We start from the raw sequence: 15,943 nt of genomic DNA on the forward strand, positions 1-15,943 counted from the left end.
AGTGAATACAAAAAGAAAAGCGGATCCGAGAACGGTACTCGGCATTGTATTTATTTTTATCTCGTTTGGTCTTGCCGTCAATAAGCCTCTCCCCTCACATGTTTTACTTATTATTTGTAATTTCTATTTATGGGATGTACGCGCTTACCGTGAATCCGTTTTATACAGCGGAATGTATAGTATCATTGCTGTGTCGATGTTTTATATTCATTATATTCCGAATTCGACAATTGCTCTCATGATTGTATCTTTAAGTTATTTTATTCAAAAATTCGTTATTGCGGTTATGATGATTATATTCTTGAAAAAGAAAACTTCCATGCCCTCTATTATATCGGCTATGCAGACGATGAAATTTCCAAACATAATAGCAATTCCCTTAATCGTTGTATTTAGGTATTTACCGTCCTTAAAAGAAGATTACGGCTGTTTAAAAGATAGTTTAAAAATAAGAGGGATTTTTATTTCGGGCATACGCTTTTTAATGCATCCCATTCGTTCTTTGGAACTTATAATTGTTCCGATTTTATTTAGAAGTCTTCGCATAGCTGAGGAACTTTCCACATCGGTTTTGCTGAGAGGAATTGAAAATTATAAAAACAGAACAAATATCTATCCGCTCAAATTTACGAAAACGGATTTTGTATACGGATTATGTACGGCTATTGCTGTGGGTGCGGTATCGTACTTACAGTTTAGTAATATTTTTTAAGGAGAATGTCATGGAAACAAAGACAAACAAATTGAATGCACGGGATTTTATTTTTATCGGAATCTTCGCTGCGGTTGCACTATTAATTTTCTTTATTACGGGAGCACTCGCTGCATTAACACTTTTCGGAACGATAGCCAATATCCCGATTACGCTGTTTTTTGTATCGATAGCATTTATGCTGGCGGCATCAAAGGTAAGAAAAACGGGCGTCTTTTTTATTATGGGGATAATTATCGTTTTACCGGGATTTATGGCGGCAAACGGAATAGGTGTCGGCCTTTCAATTATCGGCTGGTTCATTGCGGAGACTCTTGCGTCAACGATGAAGTACAAAGATAAAAAAGCAATTATTCTGTCCTATGTGCTGGGCTCCACGTTGCAGACAGCCTTGTTCACCCTGCCCATGTATGTTTCGCATGGAGAATACTTTGTGCAAAGAAAGGAGATTTTACATTTAACGGATGAAGCTTTACAACAGTATTTGCACGTTGTAGGCTCATGGCAGATGTACGGTTCTATGATTGCATTGACGGTTATAACAAGTTTCGCGGGAACGTGGCTTTCTATGCGGATATTAAAAAAGCATTTTGAAAAAGCGGGGATGGTATAGGGGGAATTAGCAATGGGTAATTGTAAATTGAACTTCTGAATCCTTTGCGTTTAAATTCTATCACATATACAGGGCAATCGCACCATAAATAAATCAACATACCCCGACGCAAGCGTCGGGGTATTAAACCCTCCGCACGAATAAAGCATTCTGTACATAACTGTTTTTACCATTGCCGTGAACCGTCCATCTAACTACCGCTTAACCTGCATTTGCGGCTTTGCCGAAGCGCCGGTGATTATATCAGGCGTGCGCACATCGGCGGTGATGATTATCGGTACGGCAACACTTGCCGCGCTTATCGGAGCGGTCAGCTCTGCGGCGCTTGCCGGATTTACGCTGGAGTTTAACGACAGGGATGACGGCACGCGCGGCTTAAAACGCCTCTATGGTCTTAATTTGAATGTAAAGACGATGGAACCGGCGCTCCGGTATCAGGCGCTTGAAGCGGGCAAAAAATTATGTTGATAGTATGTTGATAGTATAATACAGGAATTGGAACCAACTACGCAGGCACGTCAAAAATATACGTCTCCTATAAATGTATAACATAATCAGCTATCGAATTTAGAAATTCTTGGTCATGGGAAACAATGAATATTATTTTCTTATCATTTTTGCATTTATTGATTAGATTGGATATATTCATCATATTGTAATAATCCATTCCACTTGTCGGTTCATCAAAAAATAAAAGCTTGGAATTTTTACATAATACAGACGCTATTGCTACCCTTTGCTTTTGACCACCCGACAAACTCATCGGATGACGATCTTTCAATTCATACAAATCAAGTTTTCTTAGAATATCTTCAACATAACTGATTTCAATATTTTTTATTCCAAGGCATACTTCATTTATAACAGAATCGGTAAAAAGCTGATGATTAACATCTTGCATTACAAGAGATGATATTTTCAGCCTATCTGTTTTTGAAAGCCTTTTACCATCCAAATAGATTTCATCTTTAGATTTCTTTTCGCAACCTATAAGACACCTCAGCAAAGTAGATTTACCAAGTCCATTTGTTCCCACTATGCCATATGTTTTACTCATTTCAAATAAGATATTTTTAAAAATCAATTCGTTATCTACACCATTAAACTTAAATTCAATATTTTTTACTTCAAAATTCCCCTTTTTTTGAATCTCTGGTACTATAAGTTTTGTTTTACTCTTATCTCTTAAACCTAACTCATTAAGTTTTTTAGATGGTATTTTCAGAAAATCTATTTTCGTATATTCCTTTTGTATTATACCATCTTGGATAAAAAAAACTCTATCTACAATATCCATAAGATAAAATATTCTATGCTCTGAAATTATAAGAGTTTTTCCCGTATCTTTAAGTTTTATAAGCATTTCTTTTATAATCATAATATTTTCTTCATCAAGATTTGACGAAGGCTCATCTAAAACTATTATTTCCGTTCCCGATATATAACTTGCAGCAATACATAAAATCTGCTTTTCTCCACCTGAAAGCTTGAAAATATCTCTATTTAAAAGGTGGTTTATTGGAAATACCCCCAACATATCATTTAGTCTTTCATCCATTTGTTTTTTTGAAAGCCCTATGTTCTCTAAATAAAAAAGTAATTCAAGGGTAGTATTTATATTGAAAAAGTGTGTCTTTGGATTTTGAAATACGCTTGATACTAACATAGATATTTCATACAATTTAAGATTTTTAATATCTTTATTACCTATCCTGATGGTTCCCTCCGTAGAAGCCCCATCATATCGTACAGCTAATCCATTGATAGAATTTATAACTGAAGATTTTCCGCTGCCGCTTTTCCCGGTAAATAATACACATTCACCCTTTTTTACATTTAAAGAAATGTTTTTTAATACTTTGGAGGAATTTCCATAAGAAATAGATAAATTTTTGATTTCTACCATAAAATTCCGCCGATAATCATAATCAGTATCAAAAACACATAAACAAAATCGACTGTTTTCATTTTAACAGATATATACCTTGTTTTTTTAGTAGGATTTTCAATACATTTTGTTTCTGCTGCCTTTGCAATATCATCAGAAATATTAGACGATATAATAAGTAAAGGTACCATTACATACTCAATGTATGAAATCGGATTTTTAAATGTAATTCCTCTTATCCTCATAGCAAGTTTTATATTCCGGCTTTCTTCTTTAAATGATGGGAAAAACCTAAACATTACAGCAATTGGTATGGAAACAGTGCGAGGTAATTTAATTTTATCCATCGAAGATATTACACTTCCTACATCTGATGTTTTTACAAAAAAACTACCTGCACTAAATGGAAGATAAAACATCCTGCATACGGCAAACAACATAAAAAACATCATCAAAATTGCATTCATGTTTCTAATTACATCAAGATTAGGTATTATTGAAGAAAAAACACCAAAAAACAATATATTTTTCAAGGCTTCTTTCTTCAATCCATTCTTATAAAAAAGAAACGAAATGAGAAGTATAATACCCCATTCAAAATAAATATTTACCTTCTGGAATACAGCAAACCCAAGTAAAAAAGTTACCAAAATCTTACTAATAGGATTGGGGTTATATGGGTTGTCCAAAAAAATGGGCATTATACAATACCTGCTTTTTCAAAATGTTTTTTCAAAAAAACTTTACCGATATATGCACCGACTATTCCACCGGCAATTGCACCGATATATACCAAAATCATGCTTCGATAATTCACAAGTGCGATGAGTTTCATTATATAATCATGTCCCATTCCTCTTGTTTCAGCCAGTCCAATAACCTTATCTTTAGCCAACAATATTTGCATAAGGAAACCGCAAATCCAAGTATTGAACACGGCAAAGGAAAGCATATTACATTTGAAAGATTTATATTCTCCTTTTTTTCTTAACAGTTCGGCAATCGCCATGCTTATTGCAACATGTATCAATATTACATAAGTGTTTCCCATTGCAATAACAATAAAACCGCAAATCAGACCAAGTATAAACAATCCCCACGGCTTTTGAACTTTTGCCATAAAAAGCATAATGACTATACCTGTTATAATCCCCGCCAGTGTAGGATATGCCAAGTATAAAATCGGCACCATACCAACCATTCCCGAAAGGAACATAAGCACAAAATATATTACTGTAAACACGCCTATTGTAACTAAATCCTTAATTACTAATTTTTCCATTTTCATAATATCCTCCTAAATAAACTTTTACCGAACGTTTGATTTTTCAAGCATCGCTTTATAAAATTCCGATGTTTTGCAAAGTTCATCGTCTGTACCGACCGCCTCTATTTTTCCGGCATGTAATAAAACAATTTTATTTGCATTTCTTATTGTTCTTAGTCTATGAGCAATAACTATGACTGTTTTTTCTTTGATAAGTTCGGATAAAGCTTCTTGAATAAGACTTTCATTTTCAACATCAAGAGATGCCGTCGCTTCATCAAGCAGTATAATCGGTGCGTCTTTCAAGATAGCCCTTGCTATTGATATTCTTTGTCTTTCGCCGCCTGAAAGTCTTTGTCCGTTCTCACCTATTAGCGTATCTATCCCTTCCGGCATTTTATTGATAAATTCATAGCATTTTGCTATTTTAGCCGCTCTCATAATTTCTTCGTCTGTAGCATCCTTTTTGCCGATTTTAATGTTATCTTTTATGCTTGAATTAAAGAGGGTAACATCTTGAAATACTATAGAAAAATTTTTGAGGAGCGTTTCCGGATCAACCTTACCGATATCCTCTCCGCCTATCAAAATCTTCCCTCTATCTATATCCCAAAATCTTGCGGCGAGCTTGGTAAGAGTTGTTTTTCCGCTTCCGCTTGAACCGATGAGCGCAGTGATTTCACCTTGCTTTGCGGTAAAACTCACACCATTTATTACGGAATAATCATCATACCCAAAATAAACATCCTTAAATTCGATATCATAATTTTTAATTTCCATACTCTTTTTGCCTTCTTGAATAGGCATGGTTTTTATTTCTTTTATTCTTCCAACCACAGCATCGAGCATAACTATCATGGACATAAAAGAGATTATCCCCTCTATAGGAAGATATATGCTTGTCGTCAGCATTAAAAAAACTATATACACCAGCACGCTTACTTCACCGGTCATAAGCATATTTACACCGATAACGGCAACACTTATAATACCAAGTTTTAAAATTGCAGTAGCTATTCCTATAAGTATTCCCGCAACAATTTCACCCTTCGTTTTCTGTTTTGTAGACATATTTAATTTTTTAAAAAAATCATTGAGCATTCGCTCTTCTAAATTGTAAGATTTTATTTGTTCTATCTGCTCGATCTTTTCCTGCAAATCATCAAATACCTTGCGATTATCATCTATCCACTTTTGTACTATTTTTTTCTGACTTTCCCTTGATAAGAATATTATTAGGAGTGAAATCGGAATGACCCACAATGCTGCAAGAGCCAATTTCCAATTATAGATAATAAGCATTAAAGCGATAACGCTTGTGGAGATAGCAGTTGCGTATATATGAGGGACGGCATGAGAAAAAATTGTTTCATATAAGTTCATGTCATTCATCATCGTTTCTGCAAGGTCTGCCAAATCTCTTTTACCAAAATAAGAAAGAGGCAATTTCTTTAATCTTTCCGCCAAATCGATCCTTGAATCCGCACTCTCGTTATACACATTGGTATATAGTCTTACATAATCCCATCTTGCGATGAAAAACATCACAATCATCATTACTACAATGAGCGCAATGTAATGGATAGGAGTAAAATGATAACTTTCAATACCTTTTAAGATTCCGATATACTGGAACAAAAACATAAAGGCAATCATCGGTGCAAATAATTTTGTGATATTAACAAAGGTATGCGACAAGATTGCTTTTTTTAAATTAATTGCACCTTTCTCCGACATAGCATATCTTTTCATAAAATAAGAAACCATGTTTTAACCCCCTATCTTCCAATTTACGGATTTTTGATATTCTTCCCAAAGCTTTTTATAATGCCCATTCATATTTATTAAATCCGCATGTTTGCCTTCTTCTATAATTTTACCTTTATCAATAACGAGAATCTTGTCCGCATCTATTACTGTAGATAGTCTGTGAGCAATCATTAGTGTTGTCTTGTTTTTTGACAACTTCTTAAAAGACTCCTGAATTAAATGTTCATTTTCGGGATCTGCAAAAGCGGTTGCTTCATCTAAAATGATAATATCCGCATCTTTAAGAAAAGCTCTTGCGATAGAAAGCCTTTGAGCTTCTCCGCCCGAAAAATATGTACCCTTTGTTCCGTAAACGGTATCAAGACCGTTTTCTAATCTTTCGATTATCTCTTTAGATCCTGAATTTATCAAAGCGCTCTCTATTTCTTCATCTGTTGCATCAGGCTTTCCGATGAGAAGATTTTCTCTTAAACTCATTTTAAATAGCTTTGAGTTTTGAAAAACAAAAGCGATTTTTTTCATTAAAGATTCTTTTTCGAAATCTTTTATGTTAATCCCCCCAATAAAAATTTCACCTGACTTAGTATCATAAAATCTGGCGGCAAGCCTTGCTACAGTAGTTTTACCGCTGCCTGATGAGCCGACTAAAGCAACTCTTTCTCCCTTGTTTACTTTAAATGAAATACTATCTAAAACATTTTCACCGCCATAAGAAAAACTTACATTTTTAAATTCGATTCCAACATCAGAGCTTGTCTTATCTCCATACATGAAATCATCAAATTCAAGTATATTTTCAATTTTGTTTAAAGCAAGCTCTGCAAAATAGCTGAATTGTGTAATCGTCGCCGATCTCATAATAAAAACGGCAAATGTCGGCCCTATCAGAAAATAAATCACAGAATCCGCAACCACATTAGATAAGTTGCCGTTACATTTTATTAACAATAAAGCTACGGGCACTAAGAAAAATGCTGTCGATGTGGAAACAGTTTCAAACCATGACATTTTATTCGTATAGCTCATTGTAAGCTTTAGTACGCCGTCTTTTATTTTTATGATTAATGAATATAGCTTATTAAAACTTTCGACACTTTGTGCAAATGTTTTTACAACAGGAATTCCCCGAACATATTCCACAGTCTGAGAAGACAATTCGGAAAGTTCTGCATAATATTCATCTTTCATTTTCTTGGTTTCGGATGTCATCATCGCTGACATTAATATCATGCCGATAATCATCGGTATCATACTTGCAAGTCCTAATTTCCAATTAAACATAAAGAAAAACACAAGCAGAACTATCGGCGATATAATCGTCATCGCCATATCCGGAAGCTGATGCGCTAAAAAAGAATGGGTTTCAGAAGCTCCGGAGACAATGACATTTCTTATCCTTCCGCTTTCTTTGTCGTCAAAATATCCGAGCGGCTTATGTATCAACTTTTTTACCGAAGTCTTAATGATAGTGTCTTCCACTTCAAATGCGAAAATATGGGATAAAACAAGACCGATAAGATATATACATAAACCCAACCCCGCGAATGCCGCTGCGTAAATTGAATTTTCCCTTACATAAGAAAAATCTACCGTTTCATTTAAAATTAAAGTATTTACAATCCTATGAATAAAAACCATAGGCATTAAAACCATAATACCTGAAACAGCAGACATAACCATGGCGATATAAAGCAAGACACTTTTTTTACCGGCATAAGGCATCAGTCTTTTTAGTATTGATTTTTTCTTATTCTTCAATGAATAATTCCTCCTTTCCTTTAAATCAGTAAGCTATATAAATATCCCGTTTAGACTAATCGGAAGAGCTGTCCTTTAAAACGTTTTAATATCATGTAGCTTTTTACTTGTTTTTATTTTTTATTTATTATATAATTAACAAAGAGTTCAGTCAATTAGCTATAGCTAACTATGTCTATTCAGGATAATGTCTATTCGGGATAAAAATATAAAACGGAGGTAGGCATGAGTGATTTTTACACCTTTGTTAAAAACTTTTTTTCTACAAATGAATGCACTGAGCATACGAAATACTCCTGTGCAGGACATACATTCTATTTTAATACGGATGATGCGGAAGGCATATATTGGTTTTATGAAGGTAAAAATTTTATAATTGATATTCATGATGTTTTCATAAAACAAGAGATTATCCACACAAGTTTTTCCGGTTTGGAGAATTTCTATTCCTTTTATTCATCTTATTTAGTTACGGCAAACGGAGAATGTTTTAATCCTTATCAAAATCTTTCTTCAAACTCGCTGTATATTGTAAATACAAAAAATTCTAAAAACTATCGGTTTATATTACACAAAAATTCTCCCTATTTAGGAATAGGTATAAATTTCGAACAATCTATGATAGACAAATGTCTCGCCTCTTACAAAGACAAAGTTTGTAACTATGAAAATTTATTTTTTAATACCAGCACTATTATAAACAAGCCCCTCGAAAGAATTGCAAAAGATATACTAAATTGTAAGATGGTGTCTCCTGCTGCTGAAATCTTTTTTGAGTCAAAGGCAAAAGAATGGTTGAGTATAACGATAGACGCATTTTTACATAAGTACAATAATCCAATATTCATCGCCGATGATAAAGCTTTGGAAATTGTCGCTAATTATATAGACGATCATTATGCAACCTCAATTCCGCAAAAAACTTTGGAAAAAATAGCGGCCATGAGCGGTACAAAGCTTAAAAAATTATTTAGACAAAAATATCAATGCACAATTACCGAATACACTCAAAGACGGCGAATGAATATGGCAGAAATTCTTCTATTAAATTCCTCTCTTAAAATTCAGGATATAGCTGAAGCTGTCGGTTATTCTTCTCATAGCAAATTCAGCACTTGCTTCAAAAAATACAAAGGAATGTATCCCAAAGATATAAAAAAACATAGCGTTAAGAATGCTTCTGTTTCCGATTGTACCTGTTCGAAAAAAAATACAATTTAACAAGAGGACAACCGTATTGGGAACCTCTAAAAACTTCAGTTTTGAGAGGTTTTCCTTAGATTTAATTTGCGCTACTGCCTAGAACCACCGCCATCCGTGGCGGGGCTGTTCCGCAGGAATGGAGCGATAGCGGAACCCCGAAAAGCCTGTTTTTTGCGATGTGTCGCAAAAAGTCGCCCTAAAAATATAGTATGATAAAACAAAATATTCAAAGCAAATATAAATATAAGGAGAATGTCATGGAAACAAAGACAAACAAATTGAATGCACGGGATTTTATTTTTATCGGAATCTTCGCTGCGGTTGCACTATTAATTTTCTTTATTCGTGCGGAGGCTTTAATACCCCCGATGCTCTGCGTCGTAATAAAGGGTATTAAAGCTGACTGCAACCACCTTATAAGAACAACATACCCCGATGCCCTGCGTCGGGGTTGTTGATTACGGGAGCACTCGCTGCATTAACGCTTTTCGGCACGATAGCCAATATCCCGATTACGCTGTTTTTTGTATCGATAGCATTTATGCTGGCGGCATCAAAGGTAAGAAAAACGGGCGTTTTTTTTATTATGGGGATAATTATCGTTTTACCGGGATTTATGGCGGCAAACGGAATAGGCGTCGGCCTTTCAATTATCGGCTGGTTCATTGCGGAGACTCTTGCGTCAACGATGAAGTACAAAGATAAAAAAGCAATTATTCTGTCCTATGTGCTGGGCTCCACATTGCAGACAGCCTTGTTCACCCTGCCTATGTATCTTTCGCATGGAGAATACTTTGTGCAAAGAAAGGAGATTTTACATTTAACGGATGAAGCTTTACAACAGTATTTGCACGTTGTAGGCTCATGGCAGATGTACGGTTCTATGATTGCATTGACGGTTATAACAAGTTTCGCGGGAGCGTTGATTTCTATGCGGATATTAAAAAAGCATTTTGAAAAAGCAGGGATGGTATAGGGAAAATTGGCAATGGGTAATTATAAATTGAACTTATGAATCCTTTGCGTTTAAATTCTATAATATATAGACCCTTGAATAATAAACGAATTTAATATAGAATAAAAAAGCCATCATTATTAATTGGCAAAGCATTTTAAATTTTATATAAATTTTTTGGAGGCATTATGGCAAAAGTCGCTATAAAAGGAGCAAGCTACATCTTAGTTCATGCTCCCGATCTTCTTTTTCACAACGGTTCAACTCAAACAGGCACAAGGCTTGCAAACCCTGAGGATGAATATTTAAAGGCAATACCCTCTCACTTACGCAGCTTTGAAGAGGCAGTAAACTATCCGCCTAACCAAGTTTATATCGGAAATATGACTCCCGAAGACTTGGAAAAAATCCCCGAACCTTGGTATAAGGATGCAAAAAAGGCCGAAAGAAAGGGTAAATTCGGCGAAATTATGACTCAGGCCGAGTTCTATATTTTGATGAAACATGCCGATGTTTTTGAGCTCGTTTACTTCTCAAAAGAATTCACAGCTCAAGCTGCAAAACTCATCGAAAATCACCCGATGATGAAAACTCAAGACATTAAGCTTGGAGAAGGCCACGACATTGCCGAAATCAAAAAAATGGTTGATGCCCACACAGCAGAAGGTCTTTACGAACAGGGAAAACTCATCGGTTGTGTAAAGCAGGCTCACGATACGGACGAAAACTTAAGTGCCCACACCATGCTTGAAAACCTCGCCACAAAGGCTTCCGGTATTCTTTCCGCATGGCACATGGGAAAACTCGAAGGCATCGATATGAAAGATGTCGAATACATCATCGAATGTTCTGAAGAAGCAGCCGGCGATATTAACCAGAGAGGCGGCGGAAACATTGCAAAGGCAGTCGGAGAAAAATCGGGCTGTGTAAACGCAACAGGTTCAGATGTTCGAGGCTTCTGTGCAGCTCCCGTTCATGCAATTATCCACGGAGCAGCCCTTGTAGCAGCCGGTATCTTTAAAAACGTAATGGTCGTTTCGGGAGGCTCGGTACCCAAGCTCGGTATGAACGGAAAAGACCATGTAAAAAAAGACCTCCCTCTCTTTGAAGATATGATCGGAGGCTTTGCCGTTATGCTCAGTGCGGACGACGGAGTAAACCCCGTTATCAATACCGAAGTTGTAGGAAAGCACGTAATTTCTTCCGGTTCCGCCCCTCAGGCCGTTATGAGCGTATTGGTTTATGATCCTCTTAATGCAGCCGGTTTAAAGATGACCGACATCGAAAAATACTCGGCAGAGCTTCAAAACCACGAAATTACCGCTCCCGCAGGTGCAGGTAACGTACCCGAAGCAAACGTAAAGATGATTGCCGCTTTAAGCGTTATGAAAGGCCAGCTTGAAAAAACTCAAATTGCCGAATTCGTAAAAAAACATGGAGTTGTAGGTTTTGCTCCCACTCAGGGACATATCCCTTCGGGTGTTCCCTTTATCGGACATGCACGCCGCGATATGATGGCAGGAAAACTCAAAAATACAATGATAATCGGAAAGGGAAGTTTATTCCTCGGCCGTCTTACAAACCTCTTCGACGGCTTAAGCTTCTTAATTGAAGCCAATGACGGAAAAGGCTCCGCATCTGCCGGTCAGGACACAGCCGGAATAAAGAAGATTGTTGCCGAAGCAATGAGAAACGTAGCCGAAAATATTCTCAAATCCCAAAACTAAGGAGATAAGAATATGGCAGATAAAAAACAAATTGCTGATTTATTTTTAGGACTTGCCGAAGGGCTTGAGGGCGGCTCCTTTGCCGGCCGATTCCCTGTCGGTTTAACCATTCCGGGAAGCGAGCACGGCGAAGCGGAACTTGTTTATGCCGCAGAGCTTGCCGCAAAAAGAAATCCCGATCTGGATGTGATCCTCATCGGAGGACCGGAAGCAAAAGGCTTAAAACATTTCCCCGCAGCAACTCTCGAAGATGCTCATAAAGAAATGGAACGCCTTTTTAAAGAAGGAACAATTAAGGCTTGTGTAACCATGCACTATAACTTCCCCTTGGGCGTAAGCACCGTAGGAAAGGTTGTAACCCCCGGAAAGGGCCGCGAGATGATTCTTGCTACCACCACGGGAACAACCGATGCAAACCGCTACAAGGCCATGCTTTTAAATGCTATCGGCGGTATTGCCGTTGCTAAGGCTTCCGGAATAGCCGAGCCCACCGTAGGTCTTTTAAACATTGACGGTATCGCCGTTATTGAAAAGGCTCTAAACAAAATGAAGGAAAAGGGCTACAAGGTAAACTACACCGAATCGAACCGTGCAGACGGAGGTGTCCGCATGAGAGGAAACGACCTCTTGCAGGGAACTCCCAATGTAATGGTTTGCGATACCCTCACGGGAAACTTGCTGATTAAGCTCTTTTCTTCCTTTGTAACGGGCGGAAGCTATGAAGGCTCAGGCTTCGGTTATGGCCCCTGTATCGGTTCGGGCTATGATGATGTTGTCGGAATTATTTCGAGGGCATCGGGAGCTCCGGCCATAGCCAATGCCTTAAAATTCGTCGCCGACTGTGCAAAGAACAATGTTCACGGTATCTATGCAGAAGAACTCAAGGCCGCTAAAAAGGCCGGCTTGGATGAGCTTTTGGAAGATATGCCCGGAGCAAAGCCCGTTGCAGCAGCCGCTGCCGAAGAGGTAAAGGCTCCGCCTAAGAAAACCGTTGATGCCGGTATTCCCGGAATCGATGTTATCGAAATCGAAGATGCATGCAAGGCTCTTTGGAAGGAAGGCATCTATGCCGAAACGGGCATGGGTTGTACCGGCCCCGTAATCATGGTAAGCGAAGAAGACTTACCTAAGGCAAGGGATGTACTCCATAAGGCTGACTATATTTAAAAATATCCGGTTTTAGAGATACTCTTTAAACCGATATAAAGCACAAAAAAGGCGGGGGCTTTTAAAGCTTCCCGCCTTTTCTTTTAGATATGCTTTGAAACAAAGTTTACAAGGCTCTTTTTATCCATATAACCTGTGTGCCTATCCACCTCTTTTCCGTCTTTTAAAACGATGAGGGTAGGAATTGACATAAACTTAAATTTTACTGCCAATTCTCGTGCATTATCCACATTAGACTGTGCAATCACAGCCTTGTCGCCGAGTTCCGCCTCGGCAGCCTGCAGCTCAGGACTGAGCTGTACGCATCCCGGTCACCACGGTGCCCAAAAGTCAATTAAAACGGGCTTGGCGGTTTTTACGGTTTCATCAAAATTAGCATTTGTAATATCCAATACTGCCATAATCATCTCCTTATAATCTTAGATTAGAAAAAATCTTTTTTCCCGATTAGTTACAATATACAATATTCTAAAATATAGGGCAAGCCGGAAAATCGATTTATTCGTGCAGAGGGTTTAATACTCTGTTGCCGTGCAACGTACGACAAAAATTTTTTATAACTTATTTTCAACATTTTATTGACTTTTTTTTCAATTGCCTGTATTATGAGACTGGACAGTAGTACACTTTTTAGGAGCATACCGATGAATTGGATTTTGTATGTCATCCTTCCTGCTGTCTGTATAATTCTTGGATGGACGATTCGCTGGCTTTATGCCAGATTTCAACTATCTGCTTCTGAACAACGTGCAGAACGGATTTTACAGGAGGCAATAAAAGATGCTGAAGCTCAAAAGAAGGAATTCCTTCTTGAAGCAAAAGAGCAGCTGATTCGGGAACAAAAACAGCAGGAACGGGAAAATAGGGAACGCAGGAGTGATCTCCAGCGTTTCGAACGCAGATTGGCACAAAAAGAGGAACTCCTCGATAAACGTGTCGAAACTGTAGAAAAACAAGAAAAAGAGCTTGTCAAGAGAGAAGCCGCACTTGATGAGCGGACTGAAATTTTAAGCGGTGAAGAAGAAAGATACAGGGAAGAATTGGAAAGAATTTCCGGTTTGACCCAGCAGCAGGCAAAGGATTTGATTATCCGTGACTTGGAAACTGAAGCAAAGCATGATGCGGTTACTATCATAAATAAGATAGAACAAGAAGCTCAGCTGACGGCAGAAAAAAAAGCACAGGATATTCTGATTACGACGATTCAACGTCTTGCAACGGAAACGGCCAGCGACATTACTGTCTCAACGGTCAGCTTGCCCAGCGATGAGATGAAAGGAAGGATTATCGGCCGCGAAGGCCGCAATATCCGAGCCTTGGAAACTCTTACCGGTGTAGACATAATCATCGACGATACCCCTGAGGCTGTTGTAGTATCTTGTTTCGACCCTGTACGCAAAGAAATTGCAAGGGTTGCCTTGGAAAGATTGATTCTTGACGGCCGAATTCACCCGGCTCGTATTGAAGAAATTGTACAAAAGGTAACCAGAGAAATTTCGCAAAAGGTTTATGAAGAAGGAGAAAGAGTTCTATTCGATCTCGGCATCCATAATATGAACCAAGAAGGCGTAAGAGCCTTGGGAAGGCTTTATTTTAGAACAAGCTATGGGCAAAATGTGCTTCAGCATTCTAAAGAAGTAGCCATAATCGCAGGAATGATTGCAAGCGAAATCGGTGCAAATGTCGAAATCGCAAAACGCGGTGCCCTACTGCATGATATCGGAAAGGGAGCAGAAACCGATTCCGATAAAAACCATGCCGAAATAGGAATGGAGCTTGCAAAGAGGATCAATGAAGATCCGAGGGTTGTCAATGCCGTAGGTGCTCACCACAACGATATAGAGCCTACCTGCATTGAATCGGTAATCGTACAGATTGCAGATGCAATTTCGGCTGCAAGGCCTGGTGCAAGACGCGAAACTATGGATAACTATGTTAAGCGGCTTGAAAACCTTGAACAGCTGGCTGAAGGCTTTAACGGAGTTGAAAAAGCTTACGCAATTCAAGCCGGAAGGGAATTACGGGTTGTTATCAACAACGAGAAGATTTCCGATGCCGATACCAAGATTTTGGCTCGGGACATTGCAAAAAAAATCGAAAACGATTTGCAGTACCCCGGAAGAATCCGCGTAACCCTTATACGCGAAACACGTATCGTAGAATACGCCCGCTAAAAAAATCACTCAAAAAAAGCCCTCGAAATCGAGGGCTTTTTTGCTTATAAGCTCTTTAAAAACTCGGAAGGTGTATAAACCGGTATTTTTGAAGAGAAAAAATTTTTTTTATTCCGTGTAATTATACAGTCAACAAATTCTTCTAAGGCACATTGATATTGCAATCCGTCTTCAAAATCAGTAAATTCCGTATTTTTCAAGGCCTCCAAAACGGAATTCTTATCGGCTCTTCCAATTTCAATAATTTCAAATAAATTATAAAAAATATCTCTCAAGGTTTCCGGTGAAACATATTTTTTTAATAAATAAAACAGAGTAGAAACCGTATGAACTGCCACTATGCCTATTATTTCTCCATCTCTGCATTTACTTATTATTTTTTCAGCCTCATTAAAAAACACTGGCCGTTTTGATAGAAAATCGACTATTATGTTCGTATCAAGTAATACTTTCATATTTTTTTAAAGCCGCTTCCATATATTCCTTTTTATAATCAATATCGGAAGGTATGCATCCTGTATAGTTTAATAAATTTTCATATGCAACAATTTTTTCTTTGCGGCCATTTTTTTTAGAGCAGCCTTTATTATTTTTTTTTGATTTTAAGAGCAAGTATTCAATATAATTTTGAACCTCGCTCTGAAATTCTTTTGGAAGTAAATTATATCGTTTCAATAACAAATCACTCATAAATGCCTCCACTAATAAT

Annotated in this window: 16 protein-coding genes and 1 pseudogene; 9 read left to right on the forward strand and 8 right to left on the reverse strand. The window is 37.6% G+C overall.

The window, feature by feature from the left end; genetic code table 11:
* The first annotated feature begins 1 nt into the window (after position 1).
* From HYB91_RS11490 to HYB91_RS11500, 3 genes are all read left to right on the forward strand, one after another.
* A complete protein-coding gene (locus tag HYB91_RS11490) occupies positions 2 to 712 on the forward strand; it encodes an energy-coupling factor transporter transmembrane component T family protein (RefSeq protein WP_002676600.1) in 711 nt (236 codons plus the stop codon).
* A 10-nt stretch (positions 713 to 722) separates the two neighbouring features.
* Complete coding sequence (locus HYB91_RS11495; protein ID WP_002676599.1) at positions 723 to 1,325, forward strand: MptD family putative ECF transporter S component; 603 nt, start codon at positions 723 to 725, stop codon at positions 1,323 to 1,325.
* Positions 1,326 to 1,592: 267 nt separating this feature from the next.
* Complete coding sequence (locus tag HYB91_RS11500) at positions 1,593 to 1,793, forward strand: hypothetical protein (protein WP_080612178.1); 201 nt, start codon at positions 1,593 to 1,595, stop codon at positions 1,791 to 1,793.
* Between the two features lie 67 nt (positions 1,794 to 1,860).
* On the opposite strand, the gene HYB91_RS11505 is transcribed toward HYB91_RS11500, so the two are convergent.
* Genes HYB91_RS11505 through HYB91_RS11525 form a run of 5 tightly spaced genes read right to left on the reverse strand, consistent with a single transcriptional unit; the run spans position 1,861 to position 8,008 of the window.
* A complete protein-coding gene (locus HYB91_RS11505; RefSeq protein WP_002676598.1) occupies positions 1,861 to 3,231 on the reverse strand; it encodes an ABC transporter ATP-binding protein in 1,371 nt (456 codons plus the stop codon).
* Entirely contained in the window at positions 3,225 to 3,863 is a 639-nt protein-coding gene (locus HYB91_RS11510) for an energy-coupling factor transporter transmembrane component T (RefSeq protein WP_253719539.1), read from the reverse strand. The genes HYB91_RS11505 and HYB91_RS11510 overlap by 7 nt, the downstream gene beginning before the upstream one ends.
* Before the next feature lie 50 nt (positions 3,864 to 3,913).
* Complete coding sequence (locus tag HYB91_RS11515) at positions 3,914 to 4,501, reverse strand: MptD family putative ECF transporter S component (RefSeq protein WP_002676596.1); 588 nt, start codon at positions 4,499 to 4,501, stop codon at positions 3,914 to 3,916.
* A 21-nt stretch (positions 4,502 to 4,522) separates the two neighbouring features.
* Positions 4,523 to 6,247, reverse strand: a complete 1,725-nt coding sequence (locus HYB91_RS11520; RefSeq protein WP_253719540.1) for an ABC transporter ATP-binding protein — start codon at positions 6,245 to 6,247, stop codon at positions 4,523 to 4,525.
* Positions 6,248 to 6,250: 3 nt separating this feature from the next.
* Positions 6,251 to 8,008 (reverse strand): ABC transporter ATP-binding protein, encoded by a 1,758-nt coding sequence (locus HYB91_RS11525; protein WP_002676591.1) that lies wholly within the window; start codon positions 8,006 to 8,008, stop codon positions 6,251 to 6,253.
* A 225-nt stretch (positions 8,009 to 8,233) separates the two neighbouring features.
* Between HYB91_RS11525 and HYB91_RS11530 the strand changes: the two genes are divergently transcribed.
* From HYB91_RS11530 to grdD, 5 genes and pseudogenes are all read left to right on the forward strand, one after another.
* Entirely contained in the window at positions 8,234 to 9,229 is a 996-nt protein-coding gene (locus tag HYB91_RS11530; RefSeq protein ID WP_002684831.1) for a helix-turn-helix domain-containing protein, read from the forward strand.
* A gap of 239 nt (positions 9,230 to 9,468) precedes the next feature.
* A complete protein-coding gene (locus HYB91_RS11535) occupies positions 9,469 to 9,669 on the forward strand; it encodes a hypothetical protein (RefSeq protein ID WP_002676589.1) in 201 nt (66 codons plus the stop codon).
* Positions 9,669 to 10,187 (forward strand): annotated as a pseudogene (locus tag HYB91_RS11540) (MptD family putative ECF transporter S component); the annotation flags it as partial. The gene HYB91_RS11535 and the pseudogene HYB91_RS11540, both read left to right, overlap by 1 nt.
* 167 nt (positions 10,188 to 10,354) lie before the next feature.
* The gene (grdC, locus tag HYB91_RS11545; protein WP_002676587.1) at positions 10,355 to 11,893 is read left to right on the forward strand and encodes a glycine/sarcosine/betaine reductase complex component C subunit beta; all 1,539 of its coding nucleotides are present in this window, start codon (positions 10,355 to 10,357) and stop codon (positions 11,891 to 11,893) included.
* Between the two features lie 12 nt (positions 11,894 to 11,905).
* Entirely contained in the window at positions 11,906 to 13,060 is a 1,155-nt protein-coding gene (grdD, locus tag HYB91_RS11550; RefSeq protein WP_002676586.1) for a glycine/sarcosine/betaine reductase complex component C subunit alpha, read from the forward strand.
* 83 nt (positions 13,061 to 13,143) lie between these two features.
* Here the strand turns inward: grdD and trxA are convergent, their stop codons facing one another.
* Positions 13,144 to 13,467, reverse strand: coding sequence for a thioredoxin (gene trxA, locus HYB91_RS11555; RefSeq protein ID WP_010956703.1), 324 nt, complete (start codon positions 13,465 to 13,467; stop codon positions 13,144 to 13,146).
* Positions 13,468 to 13,704: 237 nt separating this feature from the next.
* Here trxA and rny point away from each other — a divergent pair, with 237 nt between their 5' ends.
* Entirely contained in the window at positions 13,705 to 15,234 is a 1,530-nt protein-coding gene (gene rny, locus HYB91_RS11560) for a ribonuclease Y (protein ID WP_002676584.1), read from the forward strand.
* A 44-nt stretch (positions 15,235 to 15,278) separates the two neighbouring features.
* Here rny and HYB91_RS11565 read toward each other — a convergent pair whose 3' ends face one another.
* Both HYB91_RS11565 and HYB91_RS11570 read right to left on the reverse strand, forming a co-directional pair.
* Positions 15,279 to 15,689 (reverse strand): type II toxin-antitoxin system VapC family toxin, encoded by a 411-nt coding sequence (locus HYB91_RS11565; RefSeq protein ID WP_002676582.1) that lies wholly within the window; start codon positions 15,687 to 15,689, stop codon positions 15,279 to 15,281.
* On the reverse strand, positions 15,673 to 15,924 hold the full coding sequence (locus HYB91_RS11570; protein ID WP_002676581.1) for a hypothetical protein: 252 nt from the start codon (positions 15,922 to 15,924) through the stop codon (positions 15,673 to 15,675). Before HYB91_RS11570 ends, HYB91_RS11565 begins: the two co-directional genes overlap by 17 nt.
* Positions 15,925 to 15,943 lie beyond the last annotated feature (19 nt).

This window comes from Treponema sp. B152 (assembly GCF_024181665.1).
GTDB classification, from domain to species: Bacteria; Spirochaetota; Spirochaetia; order Treponematales; family Treponemataceae; genus Treponema_B; species Treponema_B denticola.